The organism is Xylophilus sp. (genome assembly GCA_009914555.1).
GTDB lineage: Bacteria > Pseudomonadota > Gammaproteobacteria > Burkholderiales > Burkholderiaceae_C > WNDY01.
Genome location: WNDY01000030.1, coordinates 16,813 through 32,553, shown reverse-complemented (window position 1 = coordinate 32,553; position 15,741 = coordinate 16,813). Strand labels below are relative to the sequence as shown.

At 70.9% G+C, this 15,741-nt stretch carries 16 protein-coding genes and 1 pseudogene; 7 read left to right on the top strand and 10 right to left on the bottom strand.

Translation table 11 applies throughout. The features are described 5' to 3' along the window. Nucleotides 1-39 precede the first annotated feature (39 nt). The 7 genes and pseudogenes from GAK38_RS13970 to GAK38_RS13940 all read right to left on the bottom strand — a co-directional run bounded on the left by GAK38_RS13970 (nucleotide 40) and on the right by GAK38_RS13940 (nucleotide 7,686). Nucleotides 40-642, bottom strand: coding sequence for a glutathione S-transferase family protein (locus GAK38_RS13970; RefSeq protein WP_325345080.1), 603 nt, complete (start codon nucleotides 640-642; stop codon nucleotides 40-42). Between the two features lie 40 nt (nucleotides 643-682). Then, nucleotides 683-1,432: a sulfite exporter TauE/SafE family protein gene (locus GAK38_RS13965; RefSeq protein ID WP_325345078.1), complete on the bottom strand. Its 750-nt coding sequence runs from the start codon at nucleotides 1,430-1,432 to the stop codon at nucleotides 683-685. Between the two features lie 33 nt (nucleotides 1,433-1,465). Then, a complete protein-coding gene (locus GAK38_RS13960) occupies nucleotides 1,466-2,950 on the bottom strand; it encodes a gamma-glutamyltransferase family protein (protein ID WP_325345076.1) in 1,485 nt (494 codons plus the stop codon). Between the two features lie 4 nt (nucleotides 2,951-2,954). Then, nucleotides 2,955-4,477 (bottom strand): annotated as a pseudogene (locus GAK38_RS13955) (hypothetical protein). A 199-nt stretch (nucleotides 4,478-4,676) separates the two neighbouring features. Beyond that, on the bottom strand, nucleotides 4,677-5,690 hold the full coding sequence (locus GAK38_RS13950; RefSeq protein ID WP_325345074.1) for a 2Fe-2S iron-sulfur cluster-binding protein: 1,014 nt from the start codon (nucleotides 5,688-5,690) through the stop codon (nucleotides 4,677-4,679). A gap of 1 nt (nucleotide 5,691) precedes the next feature. After that, nucleotides 5,692-6,174 (bottom strand): GlcG/HbpS family heme-binding protein, encoded by a 483-nt coding sequence (locus GAK38_RS13945; protein ID WP_325345072.1) that lies wholly within the window; start codon nucleotides 6,172-6,174, stop codon nucleotides 5,692-5,694. Nucleotides 6,175-6,216: 42 nt separating this feature from the next. Continuing rightward, nucleotides 6,217-7,686, bottom strand: a complete 1,470-nt coding sequence (locus GAK38_RS13940) for an aldehyde dehydrogenase family protein (protein WP_325345070.1) — start codon at nucleotides 7,684-7,686, stop codon at nucleotides 6,217-6,219. A gap of 198 nt (nucleotides 7,687-7,884) precedes the next feature. Between GAK38_RS13940 and GAK38_RS13935 the strand changes: the two genes are divergently transcribed. The 6 genes from GAK38_RS13935 to GAK38_RS13910 all read left to right on the top strand — a co-directional run bounded on the left by GAK38_RS13935 (nucleotide 7,885) and on the right by GAK38_RS13910 (nucleotide 11,369). Continuing rightward, nucleotides 7,885-8,610 (top strand): TenA family transcriptional regulator, encoded by a 726-nt coding sequence (locus tag GAK38_RS13935; protein WP_325345068.1) that lies wholly within the window; start codon nucleotides 7,885-7,887, stop codon nucleotides 8,608-8,610. An 18-nt stretch (nucleotides 8,611-8,628) separates the two neighbouring features. Next, the gene (locus GAK38_RS13930) at nucleotides 8,629-8,934 is read left to right on the top strand and encodes a 2Fe-2S iron-sulfur cluster binding domain-containing protein (protein WP_325345066.1); all 306 of its coding nucleotides are present in this window, start codon (nucleotides 8,629-8,631) and stop codon (nucleotides 8,932-8,934) included. 40 nt (nucleotides 8,935-8,974) lie between these two features. After that, nucleotides 8,975-9,277 (top strand): ferredoxin, encoded by a 303-nt coding sequence (locus GAK38_RS13925; RefSeq protein WP_325345064.1) that lies wholly within the window; start codon nucleotides 8,975-8,977, stop codon nucleotides 9,275-9,277. 31 nt (nucleotides 9,278-9,308) lie between these two features. Next, a complete protein-coding gene (locus GAK38_RS13920; protein ID WP_325345062.1) occupies nucleotides 9,309-9,590 on the top strand; it encodes a 2Fe-2S iron-sulfur cluster-binding protein in 282 nt (93 codons plus the stop codon). A gap of 18 nt (nucleotides 9,591-9,608) precedes the next feature. After that, on the top strand, nucleotides 9,609-10,535 hold the full coding sequence (locus GAK38_RS13915; protein ID WP_325345060.1) for an ornithine cyclodeaminase family protein: 927 nt from the start codon (nucleotides 9,609-9,611) through the stop codon (nucleotides 10,533-10,535). Between the two features lie 93 nt (nucleotides 10,536-10,628). After that, nucleotides 10,629-11,369, top strand: a complete 741-nt coding sequence (locus GAK38_RS13910; RefSeq protein WP_325345058.1) for a GntR family transcriptional regulator — start codon at nucleotides 10,629-10,631, stop codon at nucleotides 11,367-11,369. A gap of 75 nt (nucleotides 11,370-11,444) precedes the next feature. Here GAK38_RS13910 and lptC read toward each other — a convergent pair whose 3' ends face one another. The 3 genes from lptC to GAK38_RS13895 all read right to left on the bottom strand — a co-directional run bounded on the left by lptC (nucleotide 11,445) and on the right by GAK38_RS13895 (nucleotide 13,698). Then, nucleotides 11,445-12,122 (bottom strand): LPS export ABC transporter periplasmic protein LptC, encoded by a 678-nt coding sequence (lptC, locus tag GAK38_RS13905; protein ID WP_325345056.1) that lies wholly within the window; start codon nucleotides 12,120-12,122, stop codon nucleotides 11,445-11,447. 98 nt (nucleotides 12,123-12,220) lie between these two features. Beyond that, nucleotides 12,221-12,724: a KdsC family phosphatase gene (locus GAK38_RS13900; protein WP_325345054.1), complete on the bottom strand. Its 504-nt coding sequence runs from the start codon at nucleotides 12,722-12,724 to the stop codon at nucleotides 12,221-12,223. Beyond that, complete coding sequence (locus GAK38_RS13895) at nucleotides 12,721-13,698, bottom strand: KpsF/GutQ family sugar-phosphate isomerase (protein ID WP_325345052.1); 978 nt, start codon at nucleotides 13,696-13,698, stop codon at nucleotides 12,721-12,723. The genes GAK38_RS13900 and GAK38_RS13895 overlap by 4 nt, the downstream gene beginning before the upstream one ends. Nucleotides 13,699-13,745: 47 nt before the next feature. Between GAK38_RS13895 and GAK38_RS13890 the strand changes: the two genes are divergently transcribed. Next, a complete protein-coding gene (locus GAK38_RS13890) occupies nucleotides 13,746-15,731 on the top strand; it encodes a monovalent cation:proton antiporter family protein (RefSeq protein WP_325345050.1) in 1,986 nt (661 codons plus the stop codon). Nucleotides 15,732-15,741: the final 10 nt, after the last annotated feature.

Here is a 15,741-nt window from a genome sequence, read left to right as displayed (position 1 = left end):
CGGAGCCGCGGCGGGCTTCACCTGGATGAATGCAGGCCCCTAGCCGCCGAACGCCCGCATTGCCGCAGGGCGCGCCATGCACCGCCGGTGCCATGCCAGCGCCCGCGGATAGTCCGTGCCCCCCATCAGCGCGAGCCTTTGCAAAACGGCTGCCACGTTCAGGTCGGCCACGGTGAAGCGCTCCCCCAGGAGGTAGGTACGCCCGTCCAGCGTCATCTCCAGCACCGCGAAGCGCGAGCGCAGTTCGTCGAGCGCGGCCTGCACCTGGGCGGGATCGCGCTGCTCCGGCGGCAGGAAGGATGTGTGGCGGAACCACTGCCGCGCCGGCGGTTCGGCCTCCGTGGCGGCCCAGAGGGTCCACTGGAAGATCAGGGCTTCCTCCTGCGCGTCGTGCGCCCACAGGGCGCCGCCGCCGTGGTTCTTCGCCAGGTACAGGTCGATGGCGAGGGACTCGAACAGCACCAGATCGCCATCGACCAGCGTGGGAACCTTGCCGTTGGGATTGAGCGCGAGGTAGTCGGGGCGCTTGATCTCCGGGCCTGCATGGTGCCGTTCGACCAGTTCGTAGGGGATGCCGAGTTCTTCTGCCGTCCAGAGGGGACGGACCGCGCGTGAGCGGGTGATGCCGTAGAGGGTGATCATGGTCTTTCCGAAGCAGGGAGCGGGCGGGTCTCGCCCGGGTTCACGGGTAGGCCGAACGCGCCAGGATCGCCAGCGCGCCGCAAGCCGCGAGCCAGAGCAGGATGAGCCGCGTCCGGCGGGGGTCGATCAGCCGGGTCAGCCGGTTGGACAGCAGGAAGCCCGCGACCATGAACGGTGCGAGCGATGCGCCGAGCGCGAGCCCGGGCAACGTGAAATGGCCCACCGCCGTCAGCAAGGCGAGCGACACGACCGCCCCGATGCCGAAGATGCAGCCGAGCGAGGCGCGGATCTGCGCCGGTGGCATGGCCTGCATGACCAGCGCGAACGGCGGCGCGCCGGACGAGGTGATGGTCCCCATCAGCCCGGAGGCAGCGCCCGCCAGGGCGATGTTGCGCAGGCTCGGCAGGAAGCTGCGGCCGGCCAGGCTCAGCGCGACGCCAAGCAGGATCATCAGCGCGAAGGCGATGGCCAGGAAGCGGGGCGACAGCACGGCGATGGCACAGGCGGCGCCCAGCGTGCCGGCGACACGGCCGGCCATCGCGCTGCCCACGACCGGCCACTGGATGGCGTGGCGCTCGCGCAGCGCCGACAGCCCCGACAGCGCGCCTCCCAGCACCAGCAGCGGGCCCGGCGCGAGTTCGGGAAAGAAGAGGCCGGCGACCGGCGCGGAGAACATGGCGAAACCCAGCCCGCCCACCCCCTGGAGGAAAGAGCCTACGGCGATCAGCAGGCCCATGCAGGCATAGCGGCCGAGGCTCGCATCGAAGAGAAAGTGGGTGGCTAGCGGCAAAACGGTCGTCTCCTCCGGATGTGCGGCGTGCGCTCACCAGCCGGCCGCGAAGCCGTCCTTGCGCTTGTCGGAGGCGCCCGCCAAGCGGCCGTCGGCGGTGCGCATGACCCATTGCGCGCCACCGAAGTCGCTGCGCCCGCCCAGTTCGCCCAGGCCCGCCGGCTCCACGTAGCCGGCATCGCGCAGCGCCTGGGCCACGTCCGCGGGCATGCCGGCCTCGATCGCCAGCGCCGTGTCGGACTCCAGCCGCCAGCGCGGCGCGTCGAGCGCGGCCTGGAGCGGCTCGCCCCAGGCGGCCACGCGCAGCAGAAGCTGTAACTGCCCCTGCGGCTGCATGGCGCCGCCGACCACGCCGAAGCCGGCATGGAAGCGCCCGTCGCGCAGCGCGGCGCCCGGCACCACCGTGTGGTAGGGGCGCTTGCCGGGCGCGGGGCCGTTGATGTGGCCGGGCTCGGAGAAGCCGAAGCCGCGGTTTTGCAGCACGAAGCCGCAGCCCGGCGCCGCGATGCCAGAGCCGAAGCGCTTGAACACGCTCGTCATCAGCGTGACGGCCAGCCCGTCGCGGTCGACCACGGCGGTGCAGACCGTGTTGCCGGCCGGGTCGGCCACGGTCCGCTTCGCCCACTGCAGAGCCTCGCCCATCGCCTGCACGGCGCGCACCGTGGTCTGCGGATCCTGCGGATCGAGCGCCTGCCCGGCGAGCGCGTCGAGCGCCCGCAGCACGGCCACGCCGTGGGTGTTGGGCGGGCATTCGAGCACCGTGAGCCCGCGGAATTGCGTGGACGCCGGCGCGCAAAAGTGGCCGGTGTGCGCGGCGAAGTCTTCCGCGGCCAGCACGCCGCCCAGCGCCTGCACGTGGGCGGCGGCAGCGCGGGCCGGCTCGCCGAGGTAGAAGGCGTTGGGGCCTTCTGCTGCGATCGCCTCCAGGGTGCGCGCCAGCCCGGGGTTGGCGAAGCGATCGCCGGCCGAAGGCGGCGCCGGCGCCCGGTAGAGCGCGCTGACGGCGGCGTCGCGCAGCAGCACGCCGGCGAACAGCCCCCATTCCCGGGCGCAGACCGGCGCCACCGCGAAGCCGTCACGCGCTGCGGCGATCGCAGGCGCGAACAGGCCGGCCCAGGGCAGCCGGCCGAACCGGGCATGCAGGTCGTGCCAGCCGCGCACGGCGCCGGGCACGGTGACCGACAGGGGATGGCGCTCGGGGAGGCGCGCCTGCGGCAGCGCCTCGACCCGCGGCGCATCCAGCCCCGCCGGCGCGCGGCCGGTGCCGTTGTAGGCCACGGGCGCCGCGCAGGGCGGGACGACCATGGCCAGCATGTCGCCGCCCACGCCGGTGGTCATCGGCTCGACCACGCCGAGCACGGCGTCGGCGGCGATCGCCGCGTCCACCGCGCTGCCGCCGGCGCGCAGCACGCACAGCGCGGCGTCCGAGGCGAGCGGATGGCCCGTGGCCACCATGCATTCGGCGCCCTCGGCCCCGTGGAGGGACGGCGACTGTGCCGCACTGGTCAACAGGTCCACGCTGTCACCTCCAGAGGAAGATGGCGCAGACCGTCGCCACCACGAGCCCGCTGACCACGGGCACCAGCAGCGCGCGCACGGCCGAGAGCACGGGCACCCGGGCGAAGCCGGCCACCGCGATCAGCGACGACCAGGCCACCAGCGTGCCGCCGCCGGTCCACACGGCGCCCATCTGGCCGATGGCGGCCAGCGTGGCCGGGTCCATGCCGGCCGTGGGCGCGAGCGCGCCCGACAGCGAGCCAGTCAGCGGCAGGCCCGCGAAGCCCGAGCCGTCGATGCCGGTCACCATGCCCACGAGCAGGATGCCGAAGGCCACGAAGAAGTGGCTGTTGGGAATCAGGTGCTCGGCGCCCTGGATCAGCTCGAACAGCAGGTGCGGCGGGGTCGCGCCCTGCGCGATGTTGAGGATGGCGCCAGCGGTCTCGCCGGCGCCGATGAAGAAGAAGCCTGCGATCGGCAGCACCGATTTCATCGCCTTGAAGGCGAAGACGAAGCCGCTGGTGATGTGGTCGGCGCTGACGTCGAGCATGCGGCGCGGGCCTTCGGCGGCCAGCGAGGCGAGGATCATCAGCAGCGCGGCCATGCCGCCCACCAGCGTGGCGGCAGTGTGGTGACGATCTTGGGCGCCACCATCGTCATGATCACGGCGGCGAAAGCCAGCGGGGTCAGCACTGCGAAGAGCCGCGACCAGCCGATCTGCCGGCGCGACGCGGCAGACAGTTCGCTGTCGAGCTGCGCGTCGCTCAGGATCGGCGCGCGGCGGTCGGTGCCGCGCGCCAGCTCGGCCTTGTCGAAGGTGCCTACGTCTTCCAGCGCGGCTTCGCTGGCCACCGTGCGCGTCTGCCAAGCGGTCAGCAGGCCGTTGCTCGGCGGACGGATGTGCCGGCGCAGCGCGAAGTAACCCAGCATCAGCGCCACGCCGCCGACGATGAGCGACAGCACTAGCGCCCGATCCGCCACTACCGCCGCGTTCACGGCTGCGCCGGCGGCCTTGGCGCTAATGCCGGGCGCCACGCCGATCACGTAGTCAGAGGACAGCGCCATGCCCTGGCCGGCGATGGCGATGGCGACCGCGCCGGCCAGCGGCGGCAGGCCGGCGGCGATGGCCGCGGGCAGCAGCACGGCCGAGACCAGCGGCACGGCCGGCGTGGGCCAGAAGAACAGCGAGATGAAGTAAGTGATCCCGGCCAGAACGAAGTAGGCCACGTGGCCGTTCTTCATCACGGCGCGGAAGGGCTCGACCATCCGGATATCCGAGCGCAGTTCCTTCAGCGCGTTGAGCAGCGCCGTCATGAGCGCGATCACGAGGAAGATGTTGAACAGTTCCTTGGCCGCGACGAAGCTGGCGGTGAAGATGCTTCCGAGCGCCGTTGCCGGACTGTGCGACCAAGCCAGGGTCACGCAGAAGGTGGCCACGATGGAGGGGACCACGACGTTGGCCCGGAAGATCATCGTGATCACGATGGCGGCAACGCCGACGAGATAGGTCCAGTGCGCGGCACTGATGGTGGCAACGGTGGGGTCCATGAGTGTTTTCCAAAGGGTCGAGGGTAAAACGACCGGTATACTGTATTCATCATCGAGCCTCGAGCACCTAGCATTTACCCTTTCTGAAAATTCCTATGAGGCGTGCAGAATTGCAATCCGCCACACTCCCTGCCAAAAGCGGCATTCATGCGGATTTATTCGGTATATCGAATACTTTTATAGGTTCGTTGAGAAGCTCTTACGGCCGATCCGCCTGGAACGTGAAGCTGTCGCTGTAGATGTGGTCGATGCTGGCGCCCCGCGCCAGGAACTCCTGCCGGGCCTGCCGTACCATGTCGGGAGAGCCGCACAGGTAGATCGCATGCTCGGAGAGGTCGGGGAAGTCCTCGGCCACGGCCTGCTGCACGTGGCCGCGGCGCCCGCTCCACTGCCCGTCCGCACGCGACAGCACCGGCTCGTAGCGGAAGTCCTCGAAGCGCCCGGCCCAGGATGCGACCTCGGCATGCAGGTAGAGATCGGCTTCGGTGCGCATGCCCCAGTACAGGGCCACGGGCGGGCAGTCGTCGGCGTCCATCAGCGATTCGGCGATGCTCTTCAGCGGCGCCAACCCGGTGCCGGTGGCCACGAGCATCAGCGGCCGGTAGTCCTCGGAGTGGTAGCAGAAGGTGCCGAGCGGCAGCTCGGCTTCCAGCACGTCCCCGGGGCGCAGCGCGTCCACGCGGTGGTGGGTGAAGCGGCCGCCGGGGATACGGCGCAGGTGGAAGTCCAGCGACCGGCCGGCCGGCGCCGAGGCCATCGAGAAGCTGCGGGGCGTGCCGTCTTCCAGGAACAGGTTGACGTACTGGCCGGGGCGGAACACCAGGTCTTCGGCCTCGGGCGGCAGGTCGAGCCGCAGGTGGGTGACGCCGCAGTCCCACCGCGTGACGGCAGCGACGGTCGCGCGGTAGCGCGCCGGCGGCGAGCAGGGCGCGAGCCGGCGCTCGGGCAGCAGCGCCACATCGCTGCACGGGCGCGCCTGGCAGGCCAGCGCGAAGCCGGCCGCGGCCTCCTCCGGGGTCAGGCCGGGTGGGAGGCCGTCTTCGCCGTATTCGACGTGGCCCGAAGCCAGCCGCACGCGACAGGTGCCGCAGGTGCCGAAGCGGCAGTCGTGCGGCAGGCGCAGGCCGGCGCGCTCCGCCGCGTCGATCAGGGTCTCGCCGGGGGCGGCCTCGAAGTGCGCCGCGGGGTCGAGCAGGTGGACGTGGTAGGCCATGTCACTTCTTGATGTCGGCCTGCGCCAGCACCTGCAGGCCGCGCGGCGCCAGCAGTTCCTGCAAGGCCGCCAGGGCGGCGAGGCCGCAGGCCGTGTCCTGCTCTCCGTTGCCGCCGGAGAGCCCGAGGCCGCCGACCACCTCGTCGCCGATCACGATCGGAAAGCCGCCGACGAAGACGGCGAACCGGCCGTCGAAGCTCCACTGGATGCCGAAGGCTTCGTTGCCCGGCAGCGCCGGCCCGTTCGGAGCAGTGTTGAAGAGATGGGTCGAACGCTTGTGGCCGGCGGCGGTGAACGCCTTGTTCCAGGCGATCTGGGGCCCGGTGATGCGTGCGCCGTCCATGCGCTCCAGCGCGATCGGATAGCCGCCGTCGTCGCAGATGCAGACGGTTTCCAGCACGCCGATCTCCTGGGCTCTGGCGACAGCGGCGGCGATCATGTGGCGTGCTTCGGATCGTTCGAGACGGATGGAATTTCTGGTCATGGCAATGGCGTCTGTGGAAGGGAAGAGGAAAGGAAGGAGGTATCAGGCGCCGCGGTAGACGGTCTTGATCTGCGTGTAGAACTCCAGCCCGGTGCGGCCGGACTCGCGGAATGTGGAAACACTGGAGCGCTTGAGCCCGCCAAAGGGCGCGTTGATGAGGTTGCCGGTCGTGGTGCGGTTCACCTTGACCGTGCCAGCCTCGACGTCGTGCGCGAACGCATGGGCGTAGCGCGCGCTGCGGGTGCAGATGGAGGCCGCGAGGCCGTATTCGGTATCGTTCGCCTGCGCGAGGGCGTCGGCGTAGTCGGCCACCTCGATGACCGTGAGCACGGGGCCGAAGATTTCCTCGCGGGCGATGCGCATCGTGTTGGTCACATCGCCGAAGACGGCGGGCGTGACGTAGTAGCCGTGCGCGTAGTCGCCGTCAGTGAGTTGCTCGCCGCCGCACAGCAGCGTGGCCTCGTCCTTGCCGGCCTCGATGTAGCCGAGCACGCTCCGGAGCTGGCCGGCGGACGTCAGCGGCCCCAGGTCCACGCCCGGCGTCAGGCCGCTGCCGATCTTCAGGGCCCGGACCCGGGCGACCAGCTTCTCGGTGAAGGCGGCCCGCACCGCCGGCACCACGAGGATGCGGCTGGTGCCGGTGCACGCCTGGCCCGACAGCGACAGCCCGCCCTTGACCGCGAGGTCCACCGCCAGGTCGAGGTCGGCGTCCTCCATCACGATCAGCGGGTTCTTGCCGCCGAGTTCCATCTGGGTGCGCGTGGTCAGGCTGGCCGCGCGGTGGATCTGCTCGCCCGCCGCGGTCGAGCCGGTGAACGAGATCGCCCGCACCGGCGCCGCCGTGGTGAGCACCGGGCCGACCTCGCCGGCGCGGCCGGTCACGAAGTTGAGCACGCCGGCCGGCACGCCGCCGTGCACCAGCGCCTCGACCAGCCGCAGGCCCGACAGCGGCGCCTCCGACGAGGGCTTGAACACCACCGTGTTGCCCGCCACCAGCGCCGGCGCAATTTTGCGGGCCGGGATCGAGACCGGGAAGTTCCACGGCGCGATCACGCTCACCACCCCCAGCGGCTCGCGCTGGGTGTAGACCACCATGTCCGGATCGTCCTGCGGGAAGGTCTCGCCGGTGAAGCTCTGCCCCTCGACCGCGTAGAAGCGCAGCGTCTGGGCCGAGCGCAGGAACTCGTCGCGCGCCTGGGCCAGCGCCTTGCCTTCCTCGCGCGTCAGCTCCCGCGCGAACGCATCGGCATGGCGCTCCAGGTAGTCGGCCGCGCCGAACAGGATCCGCGCGCGCTTCGTGACGGGCGTCCTGCGCCAGGCATCGAACGCGGCGGCGGCCGCGTCCACCGCTTCCTGCGCATCGGCCGCGACCGACGCCTGGAACAGGCCGACGAGGTCGCGCACGTCCGCCGGGTTGGTATTGGCGAAGGTGGCGCCGCTCGTGGAGGGCTTCCACGTGCCGGCGATGAGGTTGAGGAAGATGGCAGCGCCGGAATCGGAAGAGGGGGTCATGGAGAAGATATCCTGAGAGTAAATAGACAAATACTGTATACCGCACAAATAAAAAATGCCCGCATATCGGAGCAGATAAAGGGCAAACACTGTATTGATTGCTAACTGCACGGTATACAGTATTCTACAGGCCGTGATTTTGGTACTTGCCGCCCGCACGGCCAGCCCTTCCCAACCTTCTTCCACAGGACCCTTCCGATGTCTACCCTGCTGTCTCGCGACGAACTCCGCACCGCGCTCGAAAAGGCCATCCAAGGCAAGAGCGCCAACAAGTCCCCCTTCAGCCTGGCCTGGGCCAGCGGCACACTGACGCGTGCGCACCTCGCGCGCTGGGCCGAGAACCACTACCACTACGTCGGCCCGTTCGCCGACTACCTGGGCTACATCTACGCCCGCACGCCCGATACCTATACCGAGGCCAAGGACTTCCTGCTGGCCAACATGTACGAGGAGGAGATCGGCGGCGATCGCCACACCGACCTGCTGATCCGCTTCGCCGAAGCCTGCGGCACCAGCCGCGAGCGCGTGACGAGCCCCGACAACATGTCGCCGACCACGCGCGGCCTGCAGAGCTGGTGCTACACCGTGGCGATGCGCGAGGACCCGATCGTGGCGGTGGCCGGCCTTGTTGTGGGTCTGGAGTCGCAGGTGCCCTCCATCTACCGCAAGCAGACCCCGACGCTGCGCGAGAAGTACGGCTTCACCGACGAGGAGGTGGAGTTCTTCGATCTGCACATCGTCTCCGACGAGATCCACGGCGAGCGCGGCTACCAGATCGTGCTCGAGCACGCCACCACGCCGGAGCTGCAGCAGCGCTGCCTGAAGATCTGCGAGATCGGCGCCCAGATGCGGCTGCTCTACACCACCGCGCTCTACAACGACTACGTCGCCGTGCCGGCGGAAGAAGAAGCCGTTGCCGCCTGATTCCGCGCCCCAGCCTCCATGCCGCACGTCGTCTTCCGAAAGAATGGCCAAGCCCACGAGGCGGAGGTGGGTGTCCGCACCAACCTTGTCGTGCGGGCCGGCATCAAGCAGTTCCCGTTTCCGTACCTGAAGTACGAGTGCGGCATGGGCAAATGTTCGAAATGCGCCTGCCTGGTCAGGGCAGGCGCCCAACACCTGCCGCCTGCCAACTGGAAAGAGAAAAAGCAGCTCGGCGAGCGTATCGACGCCGGATGGCGCCTGGCCTGTCAGCTGTGGATCGAACACGACATCGAACTGGAGCAGGACGATGCGCCCGCTGGCTGAATCCACCGCCTCTCTTGCCGCGCTTCTTGCGCCACCTCCCATGTACGTCATTCTCACGAGCAAGCCGGGCCAGTTCCGCACCGAGGCCGGCGCAGGCCTGCGGCCCGTCCAAGCCTACGACTACCTCTTCTTCGGCCGTCCAAAGGCCCGCTTCGTCATTGCCGAGCTGACCGGCGAACTGGCCGGCACGCGCGTGCGCGTCATCGACGAGTCGGGCCACGGCGCCGTCAACCCGGTGCCGGTCAAGTTCCTCGAACGCTTCGACAGCGCCGAGGACGCCCTGCACGAGCTGGGCCACCTGATCCGCTTCGGCTCCATGCAAACCGCCCTGGTGCCCGTCTGAGCCGGCCGCCCGCCCATCCATCGTCCATTTCATGGCTCAGATCACTTTTCTCACCGGCGGCCCCAAGGTCGTGGAAGCGCCGGACAACAGCAACCTGCTGCGCGTCTCGCTGCGCGCGCAGGCCGGCATTCCGTTCAAGTGTGGCGGCGGCCTCTGCGGTACCTGCCGCTGCCGCATCGAGCAGGGGCTGGAACACACCGACAAGGTCAAACCCAAGGAACGCAAGCACCTGAGCGACGCGGACCTGGCCGCCGGCTACCGCATGGCCTGCCAGACCTTCGTCGCCGGCGGCGACGTCGCCGTGTCCTGGTAGCCGCAGGAGAACCATTCCATGAAACACGTGACCGACGAGATGGTCGACCGGCTGGTGGACCCGGCCGCCGCGCAGCGCGTGCTGGAGGAGGCGCTGCGGCAGTTCGGCCGCGGCGAGGCCGCCATGCAGGAGCGCGTGCGCACCGAGGCCGCGGGCGTGAAGCTCTCCACGCTCGGCGCCGTCATCCCCGGCCAGCAGGTGGCCGGCGCGAAGGTCTACACGACCATCGCGGGCCGGTTCTCCTTCGTGATTCTGCTGTTCTCGGCAGAGGACGGCCGGCCGCTGGCCTCGTTCGACGCCGGCGCCATCACCCGGCTGCGCACAGCGGCCTGCTCGGTGATCGCGGCCCGGCGGCTCGCGCGGCCGCATGCGCGCACCCTTGCCCTGCTGGGCGCGGGCGTGCAGGGCCAGGCGCACGCGGTGCAGTTCTGCGAAGCCTTCGGCGGCATCGGGCGCATCCGGGTCTTCGACCCGCACCTGCCGGCCGCCGCGGCCGATGCGCTGCAGCGCCGCTGCGGCGTGCCGGTCGAGCTTGTCCACGACGCCGGCGACGCCGTGTCGGACGCCGACATCGTAGTCACCGCGTCGCGCTCGGCCACGCCGCTCTTCGGCGGCGAGCGGCTGCCGCCGGGCTGCTTCGTCGCCGCCATCGGATCGAGCCTGCCGCACACGCGCGAGCTCGACGACACCGCGCTGCGGCGGGCCAGCCTGATCGCCGTGGAGTGGAAGCGCCAGACGCTGCGCGAGGCGGGCGACCTCGTGCAGGCCGCGCCCGATGCGCTGCAGCCGCCGGGCAAGGTGGTGGAGCTGGCCGACCTGGTCACCGGGCAGGTGCCGGGCCGCCGGCGCGACGACGAGGTCACCCTTTACAAGTCCGTCGGCGTGGGGCTGCAGGACGTGGCCCTGGCCGGCTGGGCCTGGCGCCGGCTGCAGGAGGCCGGCTAGGCCGCCGCGCACCGGGCGGGATCATGGATGCACGTCCTACAATACGGACCATCATCTGTCCACCGCGGCTTCCGGCCGCGGCTTTCTTTGCGCATGCCCGACACCACAGCGCCCCGCGAGCCGGAAGGGGCGCCTTCCGCCAACCCATCGACCAGGACCGCTGCGCCGCTCAATCTGGGCGAGCAGCACGTTTCGCTCGTGTCCCAGGTGGCTGACGCCCTGCGCCGCAGGATCCTGGACGGCGAGTACGGCCAGGGCGAGCGCCTTGTCGAAGGCCGGCTGTCGGACCAGCTTGGCGTCTCGCGCATCCCGGTGCGCGAGGCCCTGCGCGCGCTGGCCGCCGAGGGACTGGTGCGCATCGAGCCCCGCCGGGGCGCCACCGTCGCCAGCGTGTCCGACCAGCTCGCCCAGGAGCTGGTGGAAGTCCGGGCCACGCTCGAAAGCCTCAATGCCCGCCTGTCGGCCGAGCGGCGCAGCAGCCTCATGGTGCAGCGCCTGCGCCATCTGCTGAACCAGGGGCGCGAGGCTGCCGCCGGCAACCGGGTGGACGAGCTCGTCGCCATCAATGCCCAGGTGCACGACCTGGTGGCCGAAGGGGCGGGCAACAGCGTGCTGGGCGACATGACCCGCGCGCTGCGCGACCGTACGGCGCTGCTGTTCGGCCCGATCAACCGGGCCCGCGCACAGGATAACTGGACGGACCACTCGCGCATCCTCGAAGCGATCGTCGCGGGCGACGCAGAGCTGGCCGCCCTGCTGGCCGCGCGGCACGTCAACCACGCGGCGGCGGCCTACCGGGCGCACCATCCGGTCGGCCAGAGCCAGGCCGCGTGACCGGGGCGGGCCGCCGTCCGGCCGCGCCGCCGCCGGACGGGGCCTGATCCCGGCAGCCCCCGCGCGCGGCGCGCTTCAGCGCGGCGTGGGCGTGACGCCTGCGCCCGGCACCATGACGCCCTTGACGCGCCCCTGCAGCTGGGCGACCTGCCCGAGGTTGTCGTAGTCCAGCGAGTCGGCGGTGAACTGGTCGCTGCCGCGGATCAGCGTGACCGGCTTGTTGGAGCGCACCTGCTCGGTGTTGACGAAGACATGCAGGAACTCGCCGCGGAACTCCATGCGCGGCTGCGGATCGCCCTTGGCGTTGGGGCCGGCCTCGCGCACGACGACGGCGTTGCCGAACAGCTGCACCTCCGAGCCGTCGCCGTTGGACAGCGCACGGTTGGCCGTGGCGACGGTGCGGCGGCCGTCGTCGGCATACGAGGTGATGTGGGCCTGGTCGATCTCCAGCGTGTCGGTGTCGGGGAAGTGGCGCCCGTCCACGCCGCGCACCTCGCTCTTCAGGCGCCCGCCCACCTCGAAGTTCTTGACCGAGAAGTCGTGCATGAAATAGTCGGGCTCGTGGCGCACCGGGCGCTCGGGCTGGGCCTGCGCGGGCGCGGGCGTGCTGCGCACCAGCCAGTAGGTGCCGAGCGCGAGCAGGCCCATCAGCACGACCGGCAGGTAGAGCGACACGCGGTCGAGCGCCACCCGCACGCACAGGCGGGCCAGGGCGGGCAGAGCCGGGCGCTGCCGCTGCGCAGCGGTGGTCATGACGTTTATGTGGGAATACGATTGTCGATACTGAGGGTAGTAGTATGCTTAGGCCAACTGAATACGTCGGCTACGGCCGTATACCCATAGGTTTCAGGTCAGCCACGCGCTTCTTCCAGAAGGCGGGCGTAGTGCCCTCTGGCGACCAGCAGCAGGTCGCAGAACTCGCGCGCCGCGCCCTGGCCGCCGTGGGCCTGGGTGACGTAGCGGGCGGCGGCCAGCACTTCCGCCTGCGCGTGGGGCGGCGCGGCGGCGAAGGCGGCGGCCTGGCTCCAGTCGAGACCCAGCCCGGCCAGGATGGCTTCGGCGGCGGGGCGCTTGTCCTCGGTGCCGAAGCGGGCGTGGGTGACGCCCGGGGCCTTCAGGCGCAGGCGCAGCGGGGCGCAGTCGCGGCTGGTGACGACGGCCGGCACGATGCCCGTGCGCTGCAGCAGCTTGATGCCGTGGCCGTCAAGCGTGTGGAAGCGCTTGATCGTCTCGCCGGCGTCGGTCAGGTAGATGCTGCCGTCGGTCAGCACGCCGTCGACGTCGAAAAAGGCGATGTGGATGCCCTGGGCAGCGAGCAGCAGTTGCGGGTCGAAGTTCAGGGCCGGCCCGCTCATATCACCTTCGCGCGCAGCAGGTCGCTGCTGTTGATCGCGCCGACCAGCCGGCCGTCGGCATTGGTCACCAGCAGCCGGGTGATGCCGTGCTGCTCCATCAGCTGCGCCGCCTCGACCGCGAGCGCCTCGGCGCGCACGGTGCGCGGGTGGGGGTGCAGCACGTCGGCCGCGGTCTGGCCGCGCAGGTCGGCACCGGTCTCGACCAGACGGCGCAGGTCGCCGTCGGTGAAGATGCCGGCCAGCCTGCCCTGCGCATCGACCACGCCGGTGGCGCCGAAGCCGCCGACCGACAGCGCGCGTATGACCTCGCCGAAGGTCGCCTTGGGCGCCACGCGCGGCACGGCGTCGCCGCTGCGCATCACGTCGCTCACATGAGTGAGCAGGCGGCGGCCCAGCGCGCCGCCGGGGTGGGAGCGGGCGAAGTCCTCTTGCCGGAAGCCGCGCGCGTCGAGCAGCGCGACGGCCAGCGCGTCGCCGAGCGCGATCTGCGCGGTGGTGCTGGCGGTAGGCGCCAGGTTGAGCGGGCAGGCTTCCTTCTCGACGCCGCTGTCGAGCACGAGATCGGCATGGCGCGCGAGCGTGGAGCCGGCGCGGCCGGTGACGGCCACGAGCACGGCGCCCAGGCGCTTGATGAGCGGCAGCAGCACGGCCAGTTCCTCGACCTCGCCGCTGTTGGAGACGGCAAGCACCAGGTCGTCGGCAGTGATCATGCCCAGGTCGCCGTGGCTGGCCTCGGCCGGGTGGACGAAGAAGGCCGGCGTGCCGGTGGAGGCGAGCGTGGCGGCGATCTTGCGTCCCACATGGCCGCTCTTGCCGATGCCCATGACGACCACGCGCCCGCGCAGCGCCAGGATCCGCCCCACGGTCTGGCCGAAGCTCGCGCCGAGGCGGTCCTTCAGGCCGGCCACGGCGGCGGCCTCGATGTCGAAGGTGTCGCGCGCCCGCTGGAGGGCGCGCTCTGCGTCGAAAGTCATCGGCGGATTCTACGGTCGCCACCCGCATGCCCTAGGATCGGCGACCTATGTCCTCCCTCGCCCTCGCGCTGCTCTACCTGGCCGCCGCCGTGCTCGGCGTGGTGGCCTGCCGCAGCCTCAAGCTGCCGCCGATGCTCGGCTACCTGGCCGCGGGCGTGCTGATCGGCCCGCATGCGTTCGCGCTGGCGCAGGCCTCCGAAGGCGTGCGCCACCTGGGCGAATTCGGCGTGGTGTTCCTGATGTTCGCGATCGGGCTGGAGTTCAGCCTGCCCAAGCTGCGCGCCATGCGGCGCCACGTGTTCGGCCTGGGGCTGGCGCAGGTGGTGCTGACCATGGGCGCGGCCACCGGCGGCGCGCTGCTGCTGGCGCGCTGGCTGCCGCCGGCCTGGCGCGTGGGCTGGCAGACGGCGCTGGCGCTCGCCGGCGCGCTGGTCATGAGCAGCACGGCCATCGTCGTCAAGCTCATGGCCGAGCGGCTGGAGCTGGAGAGCGAACACGGCAAGCGCGTGATGGGCGTGCTGCTGTTCCAGGATCTGGCCGTGGTGCCGCTCCTGGTGCTGATCCCGGCGCTGGGCGCGCCGCCGGCGCAGCTGCTCGAATCGGTGGGCTGGGCGCTGGCGAAGGCCGCGGTGCTGGTCACGCTGCTGCTCGCGGGCGGCCAGCGGGTGATGCGCTGGTGGCTCACGCTCGTTGCGCGGCGGCGCAGCGACGAGCTCTTCATGCTCAACCTGCTGCTGGTCACGCTGGGGCTGGCGTGGCTGACCGAGCAGGCCGGCCTGAGCCTGGCGCTCGGCGCCTTCATCGCCGGCATGCTGGTGGCCGAGACCGAATACAAGCACCAGGTGGAGGCGGACGTGCGCCCGTTCCACGACGTGCTGCTGGGCCTGTTCTTCATCACCATCGGCATAATGCTGGACTGGCACGTCGTGCTCCAGCGCTGGGGCCTGGTGTTCGCGCTGCTGGTGCTGCCGCTGGCGCTCAAGCTCGCGCTGGTGGCGCTGCTGGCGCGCGCCCTGGGCGCCACCGCCGGCGTGGCGCTGCGCACCGCGCTCTACCTGGCGCAGGCCGGCGAGTTCGGCTTCGTGCTGCTGGCGCTGGCACAGGAGCGCGGGCTGGTCGCGCCGGAGCTGCTCAACCCGATCCTCGCCGCGATGGTGCTGTCGATGCTGGCCACGCCTTTCATCATCATGTACAGCAACCGCATCGTGATGAAGCTGGTCGCCAGCGAATGGCTGCACCAGTCCTTGCAGATGACGACGATCGCGCGCAGGGCCATCAACACGAACCGCCACGTGCTGATCTGCGGCTACGGCCGCTGCGGCCAGAACCTGGCGCGCATGCTGGAGCAGGAAGGCATCCCCTACCTGGCGCTGGACCTGGACCCGGACCGCGTGCGCCAGGCCGCGGCCGCGGGCGATTCGGTCGTCTTCGGCGACGCGGCGCGGCTGCAGGCGCTGATCGCCGCCGGCCTGGCGCGGGCCAGCGCGGTGGTCGTCACCTACCTCGACGTGCCGGGGGCGCTCAAGGTGCTGGCCCATGCGCGCTCGCATGCGCCCAACGTGCCGGTGGTCGTGCGCACGCAGGACGACCACGACCTGGAGCGGCTGCAGGCCGCCGGCGCGACCGAGGTGGTGCCCGAGGCGATCGAGGGCTCGCTGATGCTCGCGAGCCATGCGCTGGCGCTGGTCGGCGTGCCGATGCGCCGCGTGATCCGCGTGGTGCAGGACCAGCGCGACGCGCGCTACGGCCTGCTGCGCGGCTACTTCCACGGCGCCGACGACGACACCTCGTATGAACGCGGGCAGGAGCGCCTGTCCACGCTGGTGCTGCCGGCCGGCGCGGCGTCCATCGGCGAGCGCATCGGCGCACTGGGCCTGGCGAAGCTGGAGGTGCGCGCCGTCACGCTGCGCCATGCCAGCGGGCGTGCCAGCGAGCCGGGCGACGCCACGGTGCTGGCCGAAGGCGACACGCTGGTGCTGTCGGGCCGCCCCGAGGCGCTGGCGCGGGCCGAGGAAAAGCTGATCCGGGGTTGAGGGGGTATGG